Source organism: Rhodanobacter sp. sgz306013 (genome assembly GCF_057031145.1).
In genome coordinates, this window is sequence record NZ_JBXCIJ010000001.1 from 108,286 (window position 1) to 124,596 (window position 16,311).

The 16,311-nt window shown below is 69.8% G+C and carries 17 protein-coding genes and 1 tRNA gene; 12 read left to right on the plus strand and 6 right to left on the minus strand.

What is annotated here, in order from left to right; translation table 11 throughout:
- The first annotated feature begins 2 nt into the window (after positions 1-2).
- Together AC2EWF_RS00475 and AC2EWF_RS00480 are read left to right on the plus strand one after the other, a co-directional pair.
- Positions 3-791 (plus strand): hypothetical protein, encoded by a 789-nt coding sequence (locus tag AC2EWF_RS00475; RefSeq protein ID WP_483637408.1) that lies wholly within the window; start codon positions 3-5, stop codon positions 789-791.
- Complete coding sequence (locus AC2EWF_RS00480; RefSeq protein WP_483637409.1) at positions 788-1,426, plus strand: LysE family translocator; 639 nt, start codon at positions 788-790, stop codon at positions 1,424-1,426. The genes AC2EWF_RS00475 and AC2EWF_RS00480 overlap by 4 nt, the downstream gene beginning before the upstream one ends.
- Positions 1,427-1,435: 9 nt before the next feature.
- Here AC2EWF_RS00480 and AC2EWF_RS00485 read toward each other — a convergent pair whose 3' ends face one another.
- Genes AC2EWF_RS00485 through wrbA form a run of 3 tightly spaced genes read right to left on the minus strand, consistent with a single transcriptional unit; the run spans position 1,436 to position 2,881 of the window.
- Complete coding sequence (locus tag AC2EWF_RS00485) at positions 1,436-1,903, minus strand: cupin domain-containing protein (RefSeq protein WP_483637410.1); 468 nt, start codon at positions 1,901-1,903, stop codon at positions 1,436-1,438.
- Between the two features lie 31 nt (positions 1,904-1,934).
- Complete coding sequence (locus tag AC2EWF_RS00490) at positions 1,935-2,285, minus strand: DUF2069 domain-containing protein (protein WP_483637411.1); 351 nt, start codon at positions 2,283-2,285, stop codon at positions 1,935-1,937.
- Positions 2,282-2,881 (minus strand): NAD(P)H:quinone oxidoreductase, encoded by a 600-nt coding sequence (wrbA, locus tag AC2EWF_RS00495; RefSeq protein WP_483637412.1) that lies wholly within the window; start codon positions 2,879-2,881, stop codon positions 2,282-2,284. Before wrbA ends, AC2EWF_RS00490 begins: the two co-directional genes overlap by 4 nt.
- Positions 2,882-3,107: 226 nt before the next feature.
- On the opposite strand from wrbA, the gene AC2EWF_RS00500 reads away from it, so the two are divergent.
- Genes AC2EWF_RS00500 through AC2EWF_RS00510 form a run of 3 tightly spaced genes read left to right on the plus strand, consistent with a single transcriptional unit; the run spans position 3,108 to position 5,124 of the window.
- A complete protein-coding gene (locus AC2EWF_RS00500) occupies positions 3,108-4,382 on the plus strand; it encodes a YihY family inner membrane protein (protein ID WP_483637413.1) in 1,275 nt (424 codons plus the stop codon).
- Positions 4,379-4,858, plus strand: coding sequence for a TlpA family protein disulfide reductase (locus tag AC2EWF_RS00505; protein ID WP_483637414.1), 480 nt, complete (start codon positions 4,379-4,381; stop codon positions 4,856-4,858). Before AC2EWF_RS00500 ends, AC2EWF_RS00505 begins: the two co-directional genes overlap by 4 nt.
- Complete coding sequence (locus AC2EWF_RS00510; RefSeq protein ID WP_483637415.1) at positions 4,858-5,124, plus strand: acylphosphatase; 267 nt, start codon at positions 4,858-4,860, stop codon at positions 5,122-5,124. Before AC2EWF_RS00505 ends, AC2EWF_RS00510 begins: the two co-directional genes overlap by 1 nt.
- A 15-nt stretch (positions 5,125-5,139) precedes the next feature.
- Here the strand turns inward: AC2EWF_RS00510 and AC2EWF_RS00515 are convergent, their stop codons facing one another.
- The 3 genes from AC2EWF_RS00515 to hemA all read right to left on the minus strand — a co-directional run bounded on the left by AC2EWF_RS00515 (position 5,140) and on the right by hemA (position 9,746).
- Entirely contained in the window at positions 5,140-7,242 is a 2,103-nt protein-coding gene (locus AC2EWF_RS00515; protein ID WP_483637416.1) for an O-linked N-acetylglucosamine transferase, SPINDLY family protein, read from the minus strand.
- Between the two features lie 70 nt (positions 7,243-7,312).
- The gene (gene prfA / locus AC2EWF_RS00520; protein WP_483637417.1) at positions 7,313-8,386 is read right to left on the minus strand and encodes a peptide chain release factor 1; all 1,074 of its coding nucleotides are present in this window, start codon (positions 8,384-8,386) and stop codon (positions 7,313-7,315) included.
- An 82-nt stretch (positions 8,387-8,468) separates the two neighbouring features.
- On the minus strand, positions 8,469-9,746 hold the full coding sequence (hemA, locus tag AC2EWF_RS00525; protein WP_483637418.1) for a glutamyl-tRNA reductase: 1,278 nt from the start codon (positions 9,744-9,746) through the stop codon (positions 8,469-8,471).
- A 149-nt stretch (positions 9,747-9,895) separates the two neighbouring features.
- On the opposite strand from hemA, the gene AC2EWF_RS00530 reads away from it, so the two are divergent.
- From AC2EWF_RS00530 to pth, 7 genes are all read left to right on the plus strand, one after another.
- Entirely contained in the window at positions 9,896-11,608 is a 1,713-nt protein-coding gene (locus AC2EWF_RS00530) for a tetratricopeptide repeat protein (RefSeq protein ID WP_483637419.1), read from the plus strand.
- Positions 11,605-12,210, plus strand: a complete 606-nt coding sequence (gene lolB / locus AC2EWF_RS00535) for a lipoprotein insertase outer membrane protein LolB (protein ID WP_483637420.1) — start codon at positions 11,605-11,607, stop codon at positions 12,208-12,210. The genes AC2EWF_RS00530 and lolB overlap by 4 nt, the downstream gene beginning before the upstream one ends.
- Positions 12,211-12,237: 27 nt before the next feature.
- Complete coding sequence (gene ispE / locus AC2EWF_RS00540; RefSeq protein ID WP_483637421.1) at positions 12,238-13,629, plus strand: 4-(cytidine 5'-diphospho)-2-C-methyl-D-erythritol kinase; 1,392 nt, start codon at positions 12,238-12,240, stop codon at positions 13,627-13,629.
- Between the two features lie 98 nt (positions 13,630-13,727).
- Positions 13,728-13,804: transfer RNA gene (locus AC2EWF_RS00545), tRNA-Gln, on the plus strand.
- A 57-nt stretch (positions 13,805-13,861) separates the two neighbouring features.
- Positions 13,862-14,800, plus strand: coding sequence for a ribose-phosphate diphosphokinase (locus tag AC2EWF_RS00550; protein ID WP_483638235.1), 939 nt, complete (start codon positions 13,862-13,864; stop codon positions 14,798-14,800).
- A gap of 146 nt (positions 14,801-14,946) precedes the next feature.
- The gene (locus tag AC2EWF_RS00555) at positions 14,947-15,612 is read left to right on the plus strand and encodes a 50S ribosomal protein L25/general stress protein Ctc (RefSeq protein WP_483637422.1); all 666 of its coding nucleotides are present in this window, start codon (positions 14,947-14,949) and stop codon (positions 15,610-15,612) included.
- A gap of 49 nt (positions 15,613-15,661) precedes the next feature.
- Positions 15,662-16,246 (plus strand): aminoacyl-tRNA hydrolase, encoded by a 585-nt coding sequence (gene pth, locus AC2EWF_RS00560; RefSeq protein WP_483637423.1) that lies wholly within the window; start codon positions 15,662-15,664, stop codon positions 16,244-16,246.
- The last annotated feature ends 65 nt before the right edge of the window (positions 16,247-16,311 follow it).

Sequence of the window (16,311 nt, forward strand, 5' to 3'; positions counted from 1 at the left end):
CCATGCACGAGACGCCGCACCACTCGCCCGACTTCCAGAGCATTGCTCACCTTCCCGGCTCCCAGGTCGTGGAGCTGCGCCGCTACACCACCAGCCAAGGCGGCCAGAAGCGCTTCGCCAGCTATTTCGACACTTATTTCCCGGAGGCCTTCGAGCAGCTGGGCGCGATGGTGCACGGCCAGTTCCTGCCGCGCGGCCAGGCGGATCGCTTCGTGTGGCTGCGCGGTTTCCGCGACATGCCCTCGCGAGCGGTGGTGAACGCGCAGTTCTACTACGGGCCGCTGTGGCGCGAACACCGGATGAAGGTGAATGCGCTGCTGCCCGACAGCGACGACGTGCTGCTGCTGCGCCCGTTGCGGGCGGACACCGGCGTGGCGCTGCTGCCGGCGGTGGATCCGGTGGATGAAGCGCAGGGTGCCCAGGGCATCGTGGTGGCGCAGTTGTTCGCGGTGAAGCCGGGCAGCGAAGCGGTGTTCGCCGCGCACGCGGAGGCGCAGTTCGAGAGTTACCGTGCGGCCGGTGCTCGGCCGGCCGGCATCCTGGTGACGCTGGACGAAGCGAACAACTTTCCCCAGCTGCCGGTGCGCGTGGACGGTCCTTACCTGGTCTGGCTCGGCGTGGTGCGTGACGAAGCCATCCTGCACGCACAGCTGGAACCGGCGATGCAGGCTGCAGCCAAGGCCTTGCTGGCCAGCGGCATGCTGCGCGGGACGCCGGAGCTGCTGGCGATGGATCCCACGCCGCGCTCGCGGTTGCGCTGGCTGGAGGCTGCCGGCGAGGCGACGCGATGAGCCACGCCGCCGGGCTGTGGCTGTTCTTCGTGCTGGTGTTCGGGGTGATCGCCCTGCCGGGGCTGGACATGGCTTTCGTGTTCGGCAGCGCGCTGAGCGGCGGCCGCGCCCGCGGCCTCGCGGCGCTGGGCGGCATCGTGGCGGGCGGCGCCTGCCACGTGCTGATGACGGCGCTGGGCATCAGCGTGCTGATCCGCCTGGTGCCTGGCGTGTTCCATGCGTTGCTGCTGGCCGGCGCGCTGTACATCGCCTGGATCGGGATCTCACTGCTGCGCAGCGCGGTGGCGCTCCACGCGCCGGTGGCCGGGCATACGGCGGCGCCGCTGGGCGCGACCTTCCGGCAGGGGCTGTTCACCTGCCTGCTCAATCCCAAGGCCTACCTGTTCATGCTGGCGATCTTCCCGCAGTTCCTGCGCCCGGCCGATGGCCTGTTGTGGCTGCAGGCGCTGGTGCTGTGGGCGATCATCGCGCTGACCCAGTGCGGCGTGTACGGCACGCTGGCCTTGCTGGCCGAGCGCGTGCGCGGTTGGCTGCAGGGCCGCCCGGCGAGCGGCGTGCTGGCCATGCGCTGCGTGGGCGGCCTGCTGATCGCGGTGGCGGTGTTCACCGGGCTGGAAGCCCTGCGGCCGGCGTGAGCGGTGCAGTCAGTCCGGCACGATCGCGTCGAAGTCCACCAGGTCGCCCTGCTCGCCGCGCACGTACAGGCGCTTGCGGCGGTGCGGGTAGTCGCAGATGTCCTGCTCCAGGCGCTGGCCGGCCACCAGCAGTACCAGCGGCGCGTCGCCGGTGTTGGTGATCACATGGGCCGGGCCGTTGCGCGCGAAGCCGAGAAAGTCGCCGGGGCCGACGGCGTGCGCCTGCTCGTCGATCAGCGCGCGCCCATGCCCCGCCAGCACGTAGACGCACTCTTCCTCGTAGTGGTGGCAGTGGTATTCGCTGGAGTCGCGCCCGGGCATCAGCTCGATGCGGTGGAAACCAAGCTGGGTGAGGCCGGTGGCGTCGCCCAGCGACTTGTGCAGGCGCAGCGCGTTCGGGTTCAGCGAGTGGAGGCTGGCCACCGCCTCCATTGCCTCGATGTCGGCGGCCTTCAGCAGTTCGCGTGGCTGGGGCATACGGATCTCCCGATCGATGGATATAGCGTCGTCAGCGGCGCGGGCGCCGTACGCCTGCGCCCAACGTGCCGATCAGCAACAGGGTCAGTGCGATCTCGGCGGTGGCCGGCGCGCGTTCGGCGGGCGAACTCCACGCCTCGGCGACGCCGTGGCAGAAATAGAACAGGGCGAGGATGCCGACCCAGAGCAGGGCGCGGCGAGGCTTGCGCAGTGCGGCGAGCGGCAACAGCAGCGGGCCCAGTGTGATCGCCATCGCCAGCGCCACGGGCAGGCTCTGCGGCGGCAACAGCCATGCGTGCCAGACGAGTTGCAATGCGGCGAGCGAGGCCCAGGCGGCGAGGCCCAGTTTCTGCTCGATCGGCAGGATGGCGGCGCTGTTCATGCGCCCACGGTCAACTTGCGTGCGGTATCGGCGAGGCGCCGGCCCAGCGCGCGGGCCAGTTCGCGCTCGTGCTCGCTGATGGCGTTCTCGCCCTTGGGACCGGCGACGTGGCTGGCGCCGTAAGGCGAACCGCCGCTCAGGGTGGCGGTGAGCGCGGGCTCGGTGAACGGGATGCCCAGCAGCAGCACGCCGTGGTGCAGCAGCGGCAGCGCCATCGTCAGCAGGGTGGATTCCTGGCCGCCGTGCATGGTGCTGGTGGAGGTGAACACCGCGGCGGGCTTGCCCACGAGGGTGCCGCTGGCCCATTCGGCGCCGGTGGTGTCGAGGAAGTGCTTGAGCGGCGCGGCCATGTTGCCGAAGCGGGTGGGGCTCCCCAGCGCCAGGCCGCTGCACTCGGCGAGGTCCTGCTTCGCCACGTAGGGCGCGCCCTCGTCCGGCACCGGGGGCTGTGCGGTTTCGGTGACCGGCGCCACCGGAGGCACCTGGCGCAGGCGCGCGCGCGCGCCCGGGATCTCTTCGATGCCGCGGGCGATCAGCCGTGCCAGCTGAGCGGTATGGCCGCTGCGGCTGTAGTAGAGGACGAGGATGTCGTTCATGCGTGTGGGCGCGATGTGGGCGATGCGTTAGTGTAGAAGCTATCAAAACATCCGTTCGCCCTGAGCGTAGGCCCGCGGGCCTATGCGGAAAATGGCCAAGGATGGCCATGCTTTGAGGAGCGAGGAAGTCGAAGGGCAGGGAATTCCGGGTGCCTGGTGTTTTGACTTCGCGGAACTTCGTTCCGCTACGCTCAACACGAACGCTTCCGATTTTGCGAGCCGCCCCATGCAACTGCGCTTCGACCGCGACCGCACGCTGAGTTTCGGCCGCTTCCTGTGGCAGCGCTTCGTCGACGACAAGTGCTTCGAGACCGCCGGCGCGCTGTCCTACACCACGCTGGTCTCGCTGGTGCCGCTCACCGTGGCGGTGCTGACGATGTTCGCCGCGTTTCCGATGTTCGAGACGGCGCGCGAGACCCTGCTCAACTTCGTGTTCAACAACTTCGTGCCGGCAGCCGGCGAAAAGGTGCAGGAGGCGCTGGTGGCGTTCGCCACGAACGCACGCAAACTCACCGGCATCAGCATCCTGGTGATGCTGTTCAGCGCGATCTCGATGATGGTGAGCATCGAGGACCGGCTGAACCGCATCTGGCGCGTGCGCCAGCCGCGGGGCTGGGGATCGCGGCTGCTGCTGTACTGGGCCGCGCTGACGCTGGGGCCCATCCTGGTGATGGGCGGCATCGCGCTCACCTCCTATGTCACCGCCGTGCCGCTGCTGCAGGCCGCGACGGGCCAGCTGGTGAGCATGGGCCAGCGCCTGCTCGGCATGCTGCCGTTCGTGGTCACGTACATCACGCTGTGGCTGATGTACGTGCTGATCCCGAACAGCAGGGTGTCGCGGCGCAACGCGGCGATCGGCGCGCTGCTCGGCGCGCTGTTGTTCGAACTCGCGCGCTGGGGCTTTGCCCGCTTCGTGCAGCACGCGCAGAGTTACCAGGACATCTATGGCGCGCTGGCGGCGATCCCGATCTTCCTGTTGTGGATCTACCTGTCGTGGATCATCGTGATCCTCGGCGCCTCGGTCGCCGCCTCGGTGTCGGCGTTCGACTACCAGCCGCCTACCGAGACGCTGCCGGAGGGTTCGGAGTTCCTCGGCCTGCTGGTGGTGCTGCGGCACTTCATCGACGCGCAGCGGCGCGGCGACAGCGTGGACCCGGCGCTGATCCGTGCCGGCGAGCCGCGCCTGCGCAGCGCGCTGGTGGCGGCGTATTTCGACGACTTGCAGCGCGCCGACCTGATCCAGCGCAGCGAGGCCGGCGGCTGGCTGCTCAGCCGCAGCCTGGACTGCGCCGACCTGCTGCGCGTATACCGGCACAGCAACTACCGTCTGCCGTTGCAGCCGGCACAGGAAGCGGCGGCGCTGGACTTGCAGTTGCCGCAGGAACTGCTGGCGATGCTGGCCGAACTTGCGGCGTCGTTGCGTGCCACCCTGGGTACGCCGCTCCACCACGTCTTTCCGGTGGCTTCCGCAGCCGCCGATCAACGGGAGAATTCCGCATGAACAGGTCCACCTGGCTCGCCGCGCTGGCGTTGCCGCTGGCGTTGCTGGGCACGGCGCGCGCGTCGATGCCCGTGCATCCATCCATCCATGCCACCACGCTGGATGGCCGGCCCTACGATCTCGCCGCACAGCGCGGACACTGGGTGATCGTGAATTTCTGGGCCACCTGGTGCGTGCCGTGCATCGCGGAGATGCCGGAACTCTCGCATTACGTGGCCACGCACCCGGACGTGCGCGCGATCGGCCTGGCCTATGAGGACAGCGAACCGGCCGATATCAAGGCATTCCTCAAGAAGCATCCGGTGGTGTACCCGGTCGCCCAGGTCACCCTGGACAAGCCGCTCAAGGATTTCGACGAACCGCGCGGCCTGCCCACCACGTACCTGATCGCACCCGATGGCACTGTAGCCACGCACTTCATCGGCCCGATCAACGCCGCCAAGCTGGATGCGGCGATCGGCAGGACGAAACACTGATGCCGGCCGCGCGCTTCCTGGTCAGCGGCCGGGTACAGGGGGTGCGCTTCCGCGCCGGCACCCGCGAGCAGGCGTTGGCCCTGGGCCTGGCCGGTTACGCGAAGAACCTGCCGGACGGCCGTGTCGAAGTGGTCGCCAGCGGCAAGGCGACGGCGCTCGGCCTGCTGGAGCACTGGCTGCGCCAGGGGCCGCCCGGTGCGACGGTGACGAGCGTGGATCGTGCGGAGCTGGCCGATCAGCCGCTGCATGGATTCCATACCGCCTGAGCGGTTGCGCGCAGCCTACAGATCCAGGTCCATTGCCGGTCGCCCGCTGCGATACCTGGCGCTGATGGCCTTGAGCATGCGGCGGAAGTCGGCGGCAAAGCCCTGCATGTCGAACAGTGGATTGTTCGCACGCTGCATCGCGAGGCGCAGGCGCAGCATTTCCAGCGCTTCGCGGTCGTTGCCGTACAGGACGGCGGTGGCGACGAAGGCGGTTTCGTTCTCGCAGACGAGCTCCGGCATGTCCAGGTGATGGAGCAGGCTGGCGGCGACCCGGCCAGGGAAGCCGCGCCCGCGACACGTGAGCAGCGGACAACCCGCCCACAGCGCATCCGAAGCGCTGGCGTGCGCGTTGTACGGCAGCGTGTCTAGGAACAGGTCGGCGTGGTTGTAGCGTGCCAGGTACTCCAGGTGCGGCAGCTGCGGCATGAAGACCAGCCGCTCCGGCGCGATGCCGGCCGCGGCGGCGGCAGTGCGCAGGCGACGGTCCGCGCCCTCCGGGCCGGAGCGCAGCCACAGCACGCTGCCTCCCACCTGCCGCAGGATCTCCATCATCCGCCCGAACGAGGCCGCGTTGAGCTTGTGCGTGCCGTTGAAGCAGGCGAACACGGTGCCGTGTGCGGGCAGGCCGCAGTCCGCTCGCGCGGGCGGATGCCGCACGATGCGGGTAACGTCGCTGGGCTGGCAGCAGCGCGGCAGGCGCAGCAGCTTTTCGCTTAGGTGGGGACGCAGGCTGTCCGGCAGCATCACGGCGTCGGCCAGCAGGTAATCCATCCAGGATGCGCCCGAGGTGGCGGGGCAGGCCAGCCAGTTCACCTGCACCGGCGCGGCGCGCAAGGCCATCAGCGCGCCATCGTCCCTGCCGCAGCCGCCGTTGAGATCGAACAGGACCTCGATGCCGGCCGCGTGGATGCGCCGGGCCGCCTGCGCCGGTCCGAGCGTCGACACGTCGTGCAGCCTGGCGGCCGCGCCCAGCCGCCGGCGGGTCGGGCTGCCTTCGTCCGGCATGGTGGCGAACAGGTGCAGCTCCAGCGGCTCGCCCGGCAAGGCCTCGAGCAGCGCGACCACCAGCCGTCCGGTGGCGTGTTCGTTGAAGCCATCGGCGACGAAGCCGACGCGTATCGGCATGTCCAGCGCGGGCCTGGGATGCGTGAAGTCGAGCTGCCGCCGCAGCGGCGCAACCCGTCGCTCGATCATCGCCGCCCGGGCCGTGGCAGCGCGCCGCTGCACGGCCGGCTCCATCTCCTCGGAAAGCAGTGCGAACGGGCTTGGAACGACGCGGCCGGCAGCCGCAGCCTGTAGCAGGCGCCGGGCAAGCGCGTCCAGATCGCGCCAATCGCACAGGCGGCGCCGCAGGAACACCAGCCGGCCCAGCGCCGTGGTGTCGTCCGGATCCAGGCGCAATGCCCGGTCGTAGGCATCGGCAGCGGCTTCCAGCTCGCCCATTCCCTCCAGCAGACGGCCTGCTTCGCGGGGGTATTCCGCGTTGCGCGGGGCCACGTGCTCGGCCTGCAACCAGGCGTCGAGGGCTTCCCGGGAGCGGCCTTGCATCCGCCGCACCCGCCCGAGCAGGGCATGGGCGGCGTCGGAAGAAGGCGCGAGCTGCAGCGCTTGGTGCACGCGTGCTTCCGCCTGTTCCGCGTGGCCGAGCTGCAGCTCGGCCTCGGCGAGACTCAGGCACAGGGCCGGGTGCTGCGGCATGGCTTGCAACGCCATTGCGAAAGCCTCACGGGCCTCCTCGTGGCGTGCGGCGGCCGTCAGCGCGCTGCCGAGCATCTGCAGTGCCGCGGGGTGACCCGGCGCGCGGCGCAACACGGCGCGCATGCGCTCGATGGCGTCGTCGGGCCGGCCGCCGGACAGGGCGATGGCGGCCAGACTGCACTGCGTTTCGACGCTTTCGGGCGCCAGTTCCGCCGCGCGGACGAGGGCCATCTGCGCCTCCCGGAGGCGCCCCAGTTGCAGCAGGGCCACGCCGTGCAGCCGGGCCAGCTCCGCCGCCACGGGAAATTGCAGGCGCGCGCCGGCGGCAAGATTCGCGGCATCGGCGTAGGCACCTTCCTGCAGCAGGTCGGTCAGCCGGTTCAGTACGGCGTTGACATCGGCGAAGGATGCGCTGGCCATGGCGCAACGCTAACCGAGGTCGCCATGGTTTCCAAACCGCGGGCGTAGGCCTTCCCGCCGTTGCAGAACCTCAGGCGAGGGCCTTCAGTTCGTCGGCCTGGTGTTCCTGGCTGAGCGTGTCGACCAGTTCGTCCAGGTCGCCCTGCATGATCTCGGGCAGGCGGTACAGGGTGAGGTTGATGCGGTGATCGGTGACGCGGCCCTGGGGGAAGTTGTAGGTGCGGATGCGCTGGCTGCGGTCGCCCGAACCCACCTGCAGGCGGCGCTCCTGCGCCTGCGCGGCGGCCTGCTTGCCCTGCGCCTCGTCGAGCAGCCGCGCCTGCAGCAGGCTCATCGCGCGGGCGCGGTTCTTGTGCTGGCTGCGCTCGTCCTGGCACTCCACCACGGTGCCCGTCGGCAAATGCGTGATGCGGATCGCCGAGTCGGTCTTGTTGACGTGCTGGCCGCCCGCTCCCGAAGCGCGAAACGTGTCGATCTTCAGGTCGGCAGGGTTGATCGCGATCTCCTCGATCGCGTCCAGCTCGGGCAGGATCGCCACGGTGGCGGCCGAGGTGTGGATGCGCCCCTGCGACTCGGTTTCCGGCACGCGCTGCACGCGGTGCGTGCCCGATTCGAACTTCAGCCGCGAATACGCCCCCTTGCCCTCCACGCGCGCCACGATCTCCTTGTAGCCGCCGTGCTCGCCGGCGTGCTCGCTGAGGATTTCCACCTGCCAGCGTCGGCGCTCGGCGTAGCGCACGTACATGCGGAACAGGTCGCCCGCGAAGATCGCCGCCTCGTCGCCGCCGGTGCCCGCCCGCACTTCCAGGTACAGGTTGGCCTCGTCGCGCGGGTCCTTCGGCAGCAGCAGGAGCTGCAGCTCGCCGTCCAGCGCGGCCAGCCGCGCTTCGAGCCGCGCGATGTCGTCGGCGGCCAGCTCGCCCAGTTCGGGGTCGTCCGCCATCGCGCGCGCACCGGCCAGCTCGCGCACGACGCCTTCATGCTCGCGCAGCGCAGCCACCACCGGTTCCAGCTGGGCGTACTCGCGCGACAGCTCGCGGAAGCGTGCGCCGTCGGCCAGCACGTCGGGCTGGGCCAGCAGCAGGCCGACCTCCTCGTGGCGCTCGGCGAGGGTTTCGAGTTTGCGGCGGATGGATGGCGTCATGGGCAGGGCACGGGGAGGCGGGGACGGAGCGGCCGGGATTGCGGCCGCGCGAAGCGCGAGAGGCGGCAGCCAGCCGCCCTAGCTAGGTGTTCCGCGCCTCCGGGTCTTCCTCGTCCAGCCCGTACAGCCGTCCCGCCGCTTGCAACAGGTCCAGGTCGCCGGACAGCGCGGCTTCGCGCAGGCGCGCGCTGGGGTGGTGCAGCAGCTTGTTGGTGAGTGTGTGGGCCAGGAAGCCCAGCGCCTCGTCGGGCGACTTGCCGCGGGCAAGCATGGCACGGGCCTTCTCCAGCACTTCGTCGCGGTAGACCTCCGCGTGCTGGCGCAGGTCCAGCGCGGGGTTGCGCAGGCCGAGCGCGCGACGCCAGGCCATGTAGCGGTCCACCTGCAGGTCGATGATGGCGTCGGCCTCGCGCGCGGCGGTGGCACGCGAGCGGCGGTTCTCGTCGATCACCTGCTGCAAGTCGTCGATACCGTAGAGGTAGACGTCGGGCAACTCGGCCACCGCGGATTCGATGTCCCGCGGCACCGCGATGTCCACCATGAACATCGGCTTGCGCCGGCGCGTGGCCAGCGCCTGTTCGACCATCGCCCGGGTGACGACCGGCCGGCGCGCGGCGGTGGAGGCGATCACCACGTCGGCCTCGGCCAGGTGCTGCGGCAGGTCGGCCAGCGCGATCGCGTAGCCGCCGTAGCGGCCGGCGAGGTCCTGCGCGGTCTCCAGCGTGCGGTTCGCCACGATCAGCCGGCGCGCCTGCTTGTCGGCGAGATGGCGCGCGGCCAGCTCGATGGTGTCGCCGGCACCGATCAGCAGCACGCAGGCCTCGCGCAGGTCGGCGAACACCTGCTCGGCGAGGCGCACCGCGGTAAACGCCACCGACACCGTGTGCGCGCCGATCCGGGTTTCCGTGCGCACCCGCTTGGCCACCGCGAAGGTGTGCTGCAGCAGTCGGTCCAGCGGCGCCTTCAGCGTGTGCGCATCGCGCGCGAGCTGGTAGGCGTCCTTCACCTGGCCGAGGATCTGCGGCTCGCCCAGCACCATCGAATCCAGTCCGGTGGCGACGCGGAACAGGTGGCGCGCCGCGTCCTGTTCGTCGTGGCGGTACAGGAACTCGTCCAGTTTGCCGGGGGTCAAACGATGGTGCCGGCTCAGCCACGCCAGCGGCAACTGCTCGGCACCGGCGGCCACGCCCACGTACAGTTCGGTACGGTTGCAGGTGGACAGGATCATCGCCTCTTCCACGCCGGGTTCCTGCTGCAGTTCGTGCAGGGCGGCGGTGGTGGCTTCGGGGTCGAACGCCACCTGTTCGCGCAGGGTGACCGGCGCGGTGAGATGGTTGAGCCCGAGGGCGATCAGCGGCATGGTGTGGCGAATCTTCCGGCGTGGATCTGGCGGCGTAGGCTAAGCTTGTCGTCAAGGCGCCGTGGATACGGACACGGTGGTGGCGTGTTGGGCAGACGGACGGACAGACGGTGGTCAGTGTGCGAAGCAGGCGTTGCGGATTCAAGCAGATGCGGCATTTTACGGCAGCCGCGACGCTGATGCTCGGGTTCGCCGGCTGCGCCCAGGTGCCGCTGAAGCCGGCCACCAGGCCGGCGGCCGCCGTCCAGCCGCTGGCGCGGATGACGGTGGTGACGCCGGACGAGGACCACGACCTGCTCGCGCAACTGCTGGCCGGCGAGATGGCGCTGGGCCACAGCGACCTGAAGACCGCTGCCGTCCATTACGGCAAGGCGATGGCAATCGGCGACGATCCAGCGGTGGCGGAGCGCGCCGCGATGCTGGCGATAGCCACGCACGACGATGCCGCTGCCGCGCGCGCGCTGGACCGGTGGCAGGCGCTGGGCGCGAAGCCGGCGGCGATGGCGCGGGCACGCGCCCAGCTCGCGCTGAACCGCGGCGACACCGCCGAGGCGCAACGCCAGCTGCAGATCCTGGTGGGCAGCCACGACAAGAACGCCTGGCGCGAATTCGGCCAGGTGCTGCTGGGTGCGCGCGACCAGGCCCAGGCCGGGCGGTTGCTGGAGACGGTCGCCACGCCGCAGCGGCTGCCTGCCGACCCGCAGGCCTGGCTGGCGATGAGCGAGCTGGGCGACAAGCTGGGTCGCCACGCCTACGCGCAGCGCGTCGCGGATGCCGCGCTGGCGCGCTTCCGCAACAACGCCGAGGTCTATGCCTGGGCGGCGCAGATGAAGGCGCGCAGCGGCGATGCCAAGGGGGCGCGCGCGCTGCTGCAACAGGCGATCGCCAGGGCGCCGGAAAACGTGCACCTGCGGCTGGTCTACGCCAGCATGCTGAGCGAATCCGGCGACTATGCGGCGGCCAAGAGGCTGCTCGACCACGGCCCGCAGGATGCCGACACCTACCAGTTGCGCGCCGCGCTCGCCGCCCGCAGCAACGACACCAAGGCGCTGGCGGCACTGTACCGCCAGCTGCAGCAGGCCGCGCCGGACGTGCGCGAGCAGAACGCCTTCCTGCTCGGCCAGCTGGCCGAGATGCAGCACCACGACAGCGAGGCGCTGGCCTGGTACGGCCAGGTCGGCGACGACGACCCGCACGCCTTCGACGCCGACCTGCGCAGCGCCGTGCTGCTGCAGGCGCAGGGCAAGAGCGCCGCGGCGCACGAACTGCTCGGCCAGATGCAGCTGGATTACCTGGACCAGCCGGCACAGCTGCGCCAGGCGTGGCAGCTCGACGCCGAGCTCTACATGCGCGAACGGCGCTACGTGCAGGCGATCAACGCGTTCACCCGTGCGCTGCAGGTGGTGCCGAACGATCCGGGGCTGCTGTACGGCCGCGGCCTCGCCTACGCCGAAGCCGGCCAGACCGATCTCGCGGTGCAGGATTTCCGCAGCCTGCTCAAGCTCAAGCCCGACGACATCGACGCCAGCAATGCGCTGGGCTACACCCTGGCCGACGCGAACCGCGACCTGCCGGAGGCGGAGCAGCTGGTGGCCAAGGCGCGCGCGGCGCGACCCAACGATCCGGCGATCGCCGATTCCTGGGGCTGGGTGCAGTACCGGCTGGGCCATCTCGACCAGGCGGTGCAGGCACTGCGCGGTGCATGGCAGGCGGGCAGGGACGCCGACGTCGGCGTGCACCTGGGCGAGGCGCTGTGGGCGCAGGGCAACCACGCCGACGCGCGGCAGGTGTTCGACGAGGTGCGCAAGATCGATCCGCACAACGCCAGCCTGCAAAACGTCCTGAAGCGAATCCATCCATGAAGCTCCATCGCCGATTCCTCGCAGCGACACTGCCGCTGCTGCTGGCCGCCTGCACGCCGCAGCTCGTGCGCATCAAGGGTGATGCCGCGCTGCTGAATGCGCAAGCCGCGCGCGAACAGGCGCTGGCGCACACCGGACACTGGACGCTGGAAGGGCGGCTGGGCGTCTCCGACGGCCACGACGGCGGCAGCGGCGGCTTCACCTGGACCCAGGACGGCGACAACTACCGCTTCGTGTTCCGCACGCCGATCACCGGCCGCAGCTTCGAGCTCAGCGGCGGCCCGGACGGCGCCCTGCTCGAAGGACTGGACGGCGGCCCGCTGCAGGGCGCGGATGCCGAGGTACTGATGCGGCGTGCGCTGGGCTGGGAAGTGCCGCTGCACGACCTGCGTGCCTGGGTGCTGGGCCTGCGCGCGGACGGCGGCCCGGCCGTGCTGGCGTTTGGCGACAACCGGCTGCCCTCGCTGCTCACCCAGGACGGCTGGACGGTGGACTATCGCGCCTGGGACACCACGCGCCAGCCACCGCTGCCCACCACCATCTTCGCCGCGCGGCCGCCGTACAAGGTGCGCCTGTCGGTGGAGAGCTGGAGCATCCGCTAGACTGCGCGACCCGCAGGGGTTCTCCGCATGAACTGCACCATCGTCCCCGCCCGCCTCGACCAGGCCGACACGCTGTGCGACATCGAGCGTGCGGCGCAGGAGTTGTTTCGTGGCCATCCCGCATGGCCGTCCTATGCCGCCGCGACTATGGATACGCAGGTGCTGGCTGCGGCCATCGGCGCCGGTCGCGTATGGGTGGCGATGGACGAAGACGGGAGCGTCGCGGGCTTCGTGGGAGTGGAGATCGAGGACGGCGAGGCCGGCATCGCCGAGATCGACGTGTTGCCCAGCCGCGGCCGTCGCGGCATCGGCGCGGCGCTGCTGGAGCATGCCTGCGCCTGGGCGGCCGAGTCGGGCTACCCGTCGATGGTGCTGGGCACCCTCGCCGACGTGCCGTGGAACGCGCCGTTCTACGCGCGCCATGGCTTTGCGGCCATCGACCCGAAGCACTACACACCGGCGCTGGCGGCGCATGCCGAGAGCGACCGCGAACGCGGTTTCCCGATGCACCTGCGGGTCTTCATGCGGCGCCGGCTGCAGCCATCGCCCTCCGGCTGGACGCGCTGGCCGGCTCCGGCCAAGTTGAACCTGTTCCTGCGCATCACCGGCCGGCGCGCCGACGGTTACCACGAGCTGCAGACCGTGTTCCGCCTGCTGGACTGGGGCGACGAATTGCGCCTGCGCGTGCGCGAAGACGGCACGATCCGCCGTCTCACCGAGGTGCCCGGCGTGCCCGCACAGGACGATCTGGTGGTACGCGCCGCGCGGTTGTTGCAGGAACGTTCGGGCACCGCGCTGGGCGCGGAGATCGAAATCGCGAAACGCATCCCGATGGGCGGCGGCCTCGGCGGCGGCAGCTCCGATGCCGCCACTGTGCTGGTGGCACTGAACCATCTGTGGCGCTGCGGGCTGGACGAGGACGCGCTGGCGGAGCTGGGCCGGCGGCTGGGCGCCGACGTGCCGGTGTTCGTTCGCGGCCGTTCGGCCTGGGCCGAGGGGGTGGGCGAGCGGCTCAGCCCGCTGGCGCTGCCGCGCCGGTATTACGTGGTGCTCGATCCGCACGAACACGTGCCTACCGCAGCGCTGTTTCAAGCGCCTGAATTGACACGAAATGCGCCGCCGGCGACAATTTCGTCCTTTGTTTCGGGCGAAACGACGGAAAACGCCTTCACTCCGCTGGTGCGCGAGCGCCATCGCGGCGTGGCGGCGGCGCTGGAGTGGCTGGGCCGCCACGGGGCGGCGAAGCTCTCCGGCAGCGGTGGCTGCGTTTTTTTGGAGCTGCGCACGCTGGAGCAGGCTCAGGCCGTCGCGGCCCGTTGTCCGGGTGCATTCACGGCCCAGGTGGCTGCGGGCGTCGCGGTTTCGCCCCTGCTTGAGGCCCTGGGCCGCCACGGAATGGCGGCTCTCCGGGAGCAGTGACGGCGCCGGACTTTGCCGTCGTGATGGAGAGAGCCGCCAGGCGAACCAGGGATGCTTCGCCGACGGTCGTGCAAGCGGCCGGACAATGAAATCAACGATGGGGCGTCGCCAAGCTGGTTAAGGCACGGGATTTTGATTCCCGCATGCGCAGGTTCGAATCCTGCCGCCCCAGCCATCCAGCAGCAGTCGCAGGTTATCGAGGAACACAAGCGTGGACAGGTCCAGCCCGATGATGCTGTTTACCGGCAAGGCGCACCCCGCATTGGCGGAGGACGTCGCGCATCGCCTCGGCGTGCCGCTGGGCAAGGCGCTCGTCAGCACCTTCAGCGACGGCGAGGTGCAGATCGAGATCGAGGAGAACGTCCGCAACCAGGATGTGTTCGTGCTGCAGCCCACCGGCGCGCCGAGCGCGAAAAACCTGGTCGAGCTGCTGGCGCTGGCCGACGCGCTGAAGCGCGCCTCCGCCGCCAGTGTCACCGCGGTGATCCCCTACTTCGGCTATGCGCGGCAGGACCGCCGCCCGCGCTCGGCGCGCGTGCCGATCACCGCGAAGCTGGTGGCGAAACTGATCAGCACGGCCGGCGTCGACCGGGTGCTGACGGTGGACCTGCATGCCGAGCAGATCCAGGGCTTCTTCGACATTCCGGTGGACAACGTCTACGCCTCGCCGGTGCTGCTGGCCGACATCTGGCGCCACTTCAGCATGGACGACATGATCGTGGTGAGCCCGGATGTGGGCGGCGTGGTGCGCGCCCGTGCGCTGGCCAAGCGGCTGGACGACGCGGACCTCGCGATCATCGACAAGCGCCGCCCGAAGGCGAACGTGGCCACGGTGATGAACATCATCGGCGACGTGGCGGGCAAGACCTGCGTGATGGTGGACGACATCGTCGACACTGCCGGCACGCTGTGCGCTGCGGCCACGGCGCTGAAGGAGCGCGGCGCCCGCAAGGTGGTGGCCTACTGCGTGCACCCGGTGCTGTCCGGCGCGGCGATGCGCAACCTGGAGAACTCCCAGCTCGACCAGCTGGTGGTCACCAACACCCTGCCGCTCAGCCCGGAGGCGCAGGCCTGCGTGAAGATCCGCCAGCTCTCGGTGGCCGAGCTGCTGGCCGAGACGATCCGCCGCATCGCCTTCGGCGAGTCGGTGAGCTCGCTGTACATCGATTGAAAATTTGACGGTCCGCCCAGGATGGGCCGACTCTGACCTTCGTTTTTTCGCGGCCCGGATGCCGCGTGAAAGCAGCCGGCTTTTCTGGTCGCGGAAAAGTCGAACAGCCGCCGCGAGGCGGTTTACCAACCCAAGGTAGTACCGAAATGGCACAGACTCATGAAATCAAGGCCGAGAGCCGCAAGGACGAGGGGAAGGGTGCGAGCCGCCGCCTGCGTCGCGCGAGCTACGTCCCGGCCGTCGTCTATGGTGCGGGGCAGCCCGCGCAGAGCATCCAGATCGAGCACAACACCATCCTGCTCGCCGCCAAGAACGAGTGGTTCTTCTCTTCCGTTCTGGACCTGAACGTCGACGGCACGGTGCAGAAGGTGCTGGTGCGCGACTGGCAGAAGCACCCGTTCAAGCAGCAGATGATGCACATGGACTTCCTGCGCATCGACGAGAACGCCAAGCTGCGCGTGAACGTGCCGCTGCACTTCCTGAACCAGGAGAAGTCCGACGCCGCCAAGACCTCCGGCGTGGTGATCTCGCACAACCTGACGGAAGTGGAAGTCTCCTGCCTGCCGAAGGACCTGCCCGAGTTCATCGAGCTGGACCTTGGTGGCCTCAAGCCCGGCGACATCGTGCACCTCTCGCAGGTGAAGCTGCCGAAGGGCGTGGAGAGCGTGGCGCTGCACCTGGGCGCCGACCACGACATGGCCGTGGTCACCGCGAACACGGTGAAGGAAGAGGTCGAGGAAGCGCCGGCCGACGCCGCCGCGGCCGAGGCTGCGCCAGCCGCTGCCGCGCCCGCCAAGGACGCCAAGAAGTAAGCCGCTGCGGCCCGCGCCCCTGGCGCGGGCCGCACGCTTGCTGGCCGTCATGGCGTGTCTGCGACTCATTATCGGGCTGGGCAATCCCGGCGCCGAATACCTCCGAACCCGGCACAACGCCGGGTTCTGGTTTGTTGACGCCCTGGCGGCGGGTCAGGAAGGGCGCTGGGGCTTCGACGGCAAGCTGCACGGCGAAAGCTGCAAGCTGCGCGTCGGCGGGAAATCGGTGTGGCTGCTCAAGCCAGCCACCTTCATGAACAAAAGCGGCATCGCGGTCGCCTCCGCGCTTCGCTATTACAAGATTCCGCCGGAGGAGTGCCTGGTGGCGCACGACGACCTGGACCTTCCCGCTGGCACCGTGCGCCTGAAGTTCGACGGTGGTCATGGCGGCCAGAACGGATTGCGCGACATCGTGGCCCACCTGGGACACGGCAAGTTCCATCGCCTGCGCCTCGGCATCGGCCATCCCGGCCATCGCGACCAGGTCACCCCGTGGGTGCTAGGCCGTCCGTCGGCGCAGGACGAGGACGCGATCGTGGACGGCATCGCCCGCGCACTGGACGTGCTGCCGCTGGCCGTGGAAGGCCAGTTCGACAAGGCGATGCAGCGGCTGCACACCGCCGATGGCAAGTAGGTTTTTCGACGCCGTTCCCGCGTTCGCGGCGATGGCGTCCCGAACGGCACATATCCCGGAGTACC